This window comes from Lutibacter sp. (assembly GCF_041596795.1).
In the GTDB taxonomy this organism is placed as follows: domain Bacteria; phylum Bacteroidota; class Bacteroidia; order Flavobacteriales; family Flavobacteriaceae; genus Lutibacter.
On sequence record NZ_JBFHHX010000154.1, the window covers coordinates 1 to 6,962 of the forward strand.

Below are 6,962 nucleotides of genomic sequence, written 5' to 3' on the forward strand. Positions count from 1 at the left end.
AACATATGTTTTCTTACTTTCCTTTAGGCGATATTAAAGTTGATGGAATTTTAAAATAAAAGTTATGACAGAAGAAATTATTATTGCGGGATTTGGTGGACAAGGTGTACTATCAATGGGAAAAATATTAGCATATTCTGGTATAATGCAAAACCAAGAAGTTAGTTGGATGCCATCTTACGGACCAGAAATGAGAGGTGGAACTGCCAATGTTACTGTAATTTTAAGTGATGAAAGAATTAGTTCTCCTTATTTAAAACTTTTTGATACGGCTATTATTTTAAATCAACAATCTATGGATAAGTTTGAGGAAACAGTAAAACCTGGAGGTTTATTAATTTATGATCCAAACGGAATTTCTCACCATCCAACTAGAACAGATATTAAAATATTTCAAGTTGAAGCTACTAAATTGGCAGCTGAAATGGGAAATAAAAAAATATTTAATATGATAATTTTAGGTGGTTTCTTAAAAGAAAAACCAATTGTAAAATTAGAAAATGTTATTGAAGGTTTAAAAAAATCCTTATCAGAACGGTATCATTTCTTAATTCCTTTAAATAAAGAAGCTATAACAAAAGGGATGAACAGTATTATTCCCTATAAAGTTGAAGAGAAAATAATTCAATAATTAAATATTAATTGTTAAACATTTTTAAAATCGCTTATTTTATAGTACTTTTTCTATAAAATAAGCGATTTTATTTATGGCATCAATATTAATAACTGGCGGAACAGGTTTAATTGGGAACCATCTTTGTAATTTACTCTTAAAAAAAGGACATACAGTATCTATTTTAAGTAGAACTTTATCAAATAAAACCAATGTTTATCAATGGGATATAGAACATAATTATATTGATGAAAATGCTATAAAAAATTGTGAATACATAATTCATTTAGCTGGTGCTGGTATTGCCGACAAACGTTGGACTTCAAAAAGAAAAAAACTTTTAATTGACAGCAGAGTTTCATCTGCCAATTTATTATTTAACAAAGTACAAGCGCTAAACCCTAAACTTAAAGGTTTTATTGCTGCCTCGGGCATTGGTTTTTATGGTGCAACTACATCTGAAGAAATTTTTAACGAAAAAAGTTCCTCAGGAAATGATTTTTTAAGTGAGGTTTGTATTAAATGGGAAGAAGCTTCTCTTAAATTTACGTCGCTAAATATTAGAACTGTTATTTTTAGAACAGGTGTTGTATTCACTAAAAAAGGCGGTGCTTTAGAAAAAATAACAAAACCTATTAAACAAGGTATTGGAGCTGCGTTAGGAAAAGGAACCCAATATATGCCGTGGATTCATATTAATGATTTATGTAATATGTACTTAAAAGCTATTGAAAACACAGAATTAAATGGTATATACAATGCAGTTGCTCCAGAGCACATTACCAATACTAAACTAACGCAAATTATTGCAAAACAACTACATAAAAAAGTTCGGCTTCCAAATATTCCAAGTTTTTTACTAAAATTAATCTTTGGAAAAATGGCTGTTATTTTATTAGAAGGAAGTAAAGTTTCTTCAGAAAAAATAAAAAAAACAGGCTTTAAATTTAAGTTTTCCAATATTAAGGATGCACTTATAAATTTAAAGCCTTAGTTTTTCTATTAAATAAAGTTTAATCCGTTACAAAATTCCAAACTTGACCTATAGTTTGCCCTCCTTTATTATCTTTAACTACAACTTTCCAATAATAGGTTGTTGATGCTGTTAATGGATCTAAGGTATATTTATTACTAGTTTGATTTGTAGCAACCACATTAGTTGGCGGATTTACAGTTCCTACATACACATCGTAGGTTAAACTATTATTTTCAATATCACTGGCAGACCATTCTAAAGTAGTTGAAGTGGTTTGAATTGTTGAACCTAAACTTGGCAAAACCAATTCAGGCGAAAATGGCGCATAATTAGAAACTGCAATACCTTCTGTATAAAAACCATTAACTGTTGATGGTTCACTTGTTGCATTTTCACTGTCTTTTGCTGTTACTCTCCAATAATATGCAACTCCTTTTTCTAATGTAATAGTAGTGGATGTAGAAGTAACTGTTTTAGTTTCTATGATTGGTGAAAAAGAATTGTTTTTAGAGACTTCTACAATATATGAAATTGTATTTCCTTCTGGATCTACAGATGCACTCCATTGAAAATTTACAGTATTATCTATACACAATTCGTTACTTGCCGGATATAGTTGAGTTGGCGTATTTGGCGATTCGTTTTCTTCTATTGTAGGCGTTGGATCATCTCCATCTCCGCCTCCACAAGACCAGATTAAACCAAGTGTAACTACGATCAATATTATTTTTTTGATGAATTTCATTTTTATAAGTTTTAATTTTTTAAATAGCATTACTTTTTAACAACTTTAATTGTTATTGGTTTATTAACCATAACTTTTGCAAGATAAATTCCTGTAGGAAAATCGCTTAAATTCATTTCAACTTTACCTGAATTTAAAGTGTAGGTTTTTGATGAAATTAATTGCGCGTATATAGTATACAATTCAATTGTAATTTCTTTTTCCACAATAGGTAAATCAATAGTTAATCTACCACTTGTTGGATTTGGATAAGCTGCTAAATCTTCAATAAAATCAATTTGTTTTGAAAAAACACCTTCACATTCTACATTGGTTTTTACTTGAACCAAATCTCCATAAGTTACATCAACTGAAAACGAATTATTCATTGTTTCAAACAATTCTATTCCATTTAAATAAACATTAAAAGGAGCGGTACCTTGTGTAATATCAATATCAACTTTGTTAGAAATTAATGTTGCCTTACCAGCAACAGTTGTTCCTTCATCAATTGTAACATTAAAACATTGTTCAAAGTTCTCATTATCTACAGAAATACAAAAAGCATATGTTTTTGGGCTTAAGTTACTTACTTCTAAAGTGCTATTAAACGTATATTCAGTTCCGTTAATGGTAGCCGAATAATTTAAAGACTCTGCTGCTGTTAAAATTATTTTTCCGTTATTTTTTCCTGAACACGTTTCACTAACAATCTCAACTTTAAAGTTGTTTGCTGGCAGTTGAAAGCAACCTAATTCATTTACACTTAAACCAGGTGTAGAATTCTCACATTGATCAATATTGTTATTTACACCATCATTATCATCGTCTAATTGGCTATTTGAACATCCGTTTTCATCAACACTTTCTCCACTTGGTGTATCCGGACAACTATCATTCGAGTTAGAAACACCATCATTATCATCATCTCCATCTGTAGTCTTTTTAAGCCCATAAAATTCTATTTCCACAATAGTGTTCCAGGTACTTGGTTTAGAAGGCTGACCATAACCAATAACTTTTACATATTTAGTATTTAGTGCTGCTGATGGTAAAATAAAACTTTTAAATTCACTACTTACTGTAGAGCATACAAGGTTTGTATCGTCAAATGGGTTGGAGAAAGCAGCATCATCTGCAGTTGTAGATGATACTAGTATTTTAAACTCGTAAGTTTTACCATTTGTACTCATATAATCTACTAATTGTAAATCATAACTTCCGCCTAAATCATATATTATTTCACCAACATTAGTTCCGTCTGCAATAGTAGTTGCTGCGTTATCTCCAGACCATTGTGTACTAGTATCTTTATCTAAACTATTTTCAGCAATATTATTTTTTGTTGTAGTTATTTCTTCATGAAATACGGAGTAAACAATCACATTATCGTTTTCAGAGCCATCATTTATCAGGTCTAAATCATCACGAGGATCTGCAGGTGGTGGTGCATCTTGAGTTATAGTTAATGTTCTTACAATATTGTCACCTCCTGCATCTTGTGTAAAAGTTACAGTACCTATTCTACTTTCTGTACCAGTATTTTCGGTTACAGTAACCGAAACTGTAGCATCTCCAGTACCCGAAGTAATATCAATAGAAATCCAAGCATCATTAGAAACTGCTGTCCAGCTTACATTTGCTGTAACTTCAACATTATAACTTCCAGCAACATCTGTAAGCGATGATAAACTACCTACAATTAAAGATTCAGGTATTTCAATATTACAGTCGCCCGTAGTTACTATATCATAACCATCAGCACTACTAGAATTTAACACTAAAAAACAAGCTCCAATTCCGTTTCCAACCATAGCGTCTATTGCTGGCGAATAAGTTCCCATATCAGCACCTTTACCAGCTACACCAGAAAAAGAATATGTTTCACCATCAGAATTAAGAGTAGCTGTAATTGCTGTATTTTCAGTAAAACCAGTGTATGTAGTTTCTCCCACAGTAGTTCCTTTAAACTCGTTTCCAGAGTACGTTAAACCAGTACCCATTGCAATAGGAGATGTAGTATTACCTGTTATAACAGCTGTTTTATTTGGATTAGCATCAGCAAAATAAATTAAGTTGTTTGAAACTGTTCCCAAAGGTTTGGTAGTTCCTGTATTAATATTAAAAAACAATGGAGCGTTTGTATTTACTATTGAGTTATTGGATACATCAATATTTTGAACTTTTTGATATCCGTTTGTCATACTTAAAGAATTACAATCAACGGCACTGGTATCGTTTCCACCCAAAAAAGTAATACCGTTATTCCATATAGCATTGTCTACAGTTGTAACACAATCTTGAATATAATTATTCCTAATTGTTTGATTGCTATCAACAATTCTAATTCCTCCAGTACCTTCAACATTTTCACCTAAAAAATAATTTCCATTAACTACAGTGTTAGATCCATGACGAAGAACTAGCGAACCTCTACATCTTCTAAAAGTGTTATTAATATAGCTATTACCTTTACTTTTATTAGTTATAATTTCATTTTCACCATCTGTGGCAACAAAATAATTATTTTGCACTAAGGCGTTACTTTGTACATTTTGATACTCACTAGTACCTATACGTATAGCTTCACTATCTCCAGAATTTGTAGCTGAAGCGTCAATTTTAGAATAATTGTAAAAATAATTATTAAGAATTTGATGCCCAACTTCTGTACAACGTGTGTTTGTGGCATCATCACCCAAAGGAGAGGCATTAAATTGATACTCTGCCAGAATCATATTTCCTGAGGTAATTTTATTTAAAAACGAACAATTAATTACCGTATTTTTAGTTCCATATAATACAACCCAATTATGTTTTACACTTGTACCATTTAATGGATTAACACCTCCACTAACTGTTACACCATCTATTACACAGTTTTGAAGAATGCTATTATTGGCATAATTAGTGCCATCTCTAAATTCAATAAAATTGCTTGTTCCAACTCCACCTTTCCATCGAAAACCTTCAATAATACACCAATCTCCTCCAATATCCATTGTTTGACCACCAGTAAATGTAACACCGCCAGGAGTAGCCGGCCTTAATGTAATAGGGTTTTCTGCAGTTCCCACACCATTAAACTTCATTGTAGCACTAGAACTATATGTATTATCTGCCAAAATAACTATATCTCCTGGGATAAGGTTGGCAGAATACGTAGCTGTAAGTGCTGCAGGGCTAGAAATATAAAAAGTTTGAGCTACACCTGGTGTAGTTCTTGTTTGGGAAACTGAAACCTGCGTAACTACTAAAAATAATAGTAGCATCACATAAAAATTGTTTTTAAAAAGTAATTTTTTTTTCATTTTATAATTAATTAAATATTATATATATGGTTTACCAGTTTGGTAAACCAGTTTGGTTAATTAAAATTAATGAAAAAGATTAATATATTATATTAATAATGAGTAATATTTAAAAAAAAAAGCACGTGCGTTTGCACATGCCTTAAGTATTAAAAAAAGCCTAATATTTCAAATAAAAAAATTGGCTTTAATTTGTGGTTTTAGGAATTATTATAACTAAAACACCTAAACTCTTTAAAAAGATTCTTTATTTTTATTTTTAAAAGGTCTAATAATTAATCGGGTTTCTCTATCAAACCAAATGTAATTGTATACCCAGTTAAAGAAAACTACAATTTTATTTCTAAAACCTATTAGCGAAATTAAGTGAATAAACATCCAAACAAACCAAGCAAAAACACCTTGAAATTTCCAAACATTTAAATCTACCACTGCTTTATTTCTACCAATTGTAGCCATTGACCCTTTATCATAATATTTAAAAGGTTTCATTGATTTATTATTTAATAATGCTACTATATTTTTTGCTAAATGCTTTCCTTGTTGAATTGCAGGTTGCGCCATCATTGGCAAACCGTTCGGGAATTTTGTTGTTGACATATTTGAAACATCACCAATAGCAAAAATATTGTTATAACCATTAACAGCGTTAAATTCGTTTACTTTAATTCGTTGAGCTCTTTCTACTATACATTCCTGATCAAGTCCATTTAAAGGCGCTCCTTTTACACCTGCTGCCCAAACTACTGTTGATGAATTGAAAGATAAGTCGCTATTTGTAGTTACTAAATACCCGTCGTAATTGGTAATTTGAACACTTTTCCAAACATGAACACCTAAATTAGTTAAAAAATCTTCTGCTTTTACAGATGATATTTCACTCATAGAATTCAACAATCTATCGCTACCTTCAACAATATTTATTTGCATTTGACGGATATCTAAATCGGGGTAATCTTTTGGTAGAATTCCCTTTTTCATTTCTGCTAATGCACCAGCTAGTTCAACTCCTGTTGGACCTCCACCAACTATTACAAAATTCATTAAAGCATTTCTTTCTTCAAAATTTGAAGTTAATAATGCTTCTTCAAAATTTTCAATAATTAAACTACGAAGATTTAAAGATTGAGGTACATTTTTCATTGCCATACTATAGCGTTCAATAAAAGTGTTACCAAAATAATTGGTTTTAGAACCTGTTGCAATTACTAAATAATCGTATTTAAGTTTTCCAATTGTAGAATTAATAATATTTTCTTCAGTATCAACACTTAAAACCTCTGTTAATCTAAAATAAAAATTAGGGAAACTTTTAATAATTTTTCGAAGCGGAAAGGC

At 30.7% G+C, this 6,962-nt stretch carries 5 protein-coding genes; 2 read left to right on the top strand and 3 right to left on the bottom strand.

Annotated elements, in window-relative coordinates:
- Positions 1-64: 64 nt before the first annotated feature.
- Together ABY298_RS13800 and ABY298_RS13805 are read left to right on the top strand one after the other, a co-directional pair.
- Positions 65-631 carry a 2-oxoacid:acceptor oxidoreductase family protein gene (locus ABY298_RS13800; protein ID WP_372746644.1) on the top strand — a complete coding sequence of 189 codons (567 nt, stop codon included), beginning with the start codon at positions 65-67 and terminating at the stop codon, positions 629-631.
- 76 nt (positions 632-707) lie between these two features.
- Positions 708-1,607 carry a TIGR01777 family oxidoreductase gene (locus ABY298_RS13805; RefSeq protein WP_372746645.1) on the top strand — a complete coding sequence of 300 codons (900 nt, stop codon included), beginning with the start codon at positions 708-710 and terminating at the stop codon, positions 1,605-1,607.
- A 19-nt stretch (positions 1,608-1,626) separates the two neighbouring features.
- On the opposite strand, the gene ABY298_RS13810 is transcribed toward ABY298_RS13805, so the two are convergent.
- The 3 genes from ABY298_RS13810 to ABY298_RS13820 form a co-directional block, all read right to left on the bottom strand.
- Positions 1,627-2,334: a hypothetical protein gene (locus ABY298_RS13810; RefSeq protein WP_372746646.1), complete on the bottom strand. Its 708-nt coding sequence runs from the start codon at positions 2,332-2,334 to the stop codon at positions 1,627-1,629.
- Positions 2,335-2,363: 29 nt separating this feature from the next.
- Entirely contained in the window at positions 2,364-5,585 is a 3,222-nt protein-coding gene (locus ABY298_RS13815) for a chondroitinase-B domain-containing protein (RefSeq protein ID WP_372746647.1), read from the bottom strand.
- 273 nt (positions 5,586-5,858) lie between these two features.
- Positions 5,859-6,962: NAD(P)/FAD-dependent oxidoreductase (locus ABY298_RS13820; protein ID WP_372746648.1), on the bottom strand; the 1,104-nt coding region annotated here is incomplete at its 5' end.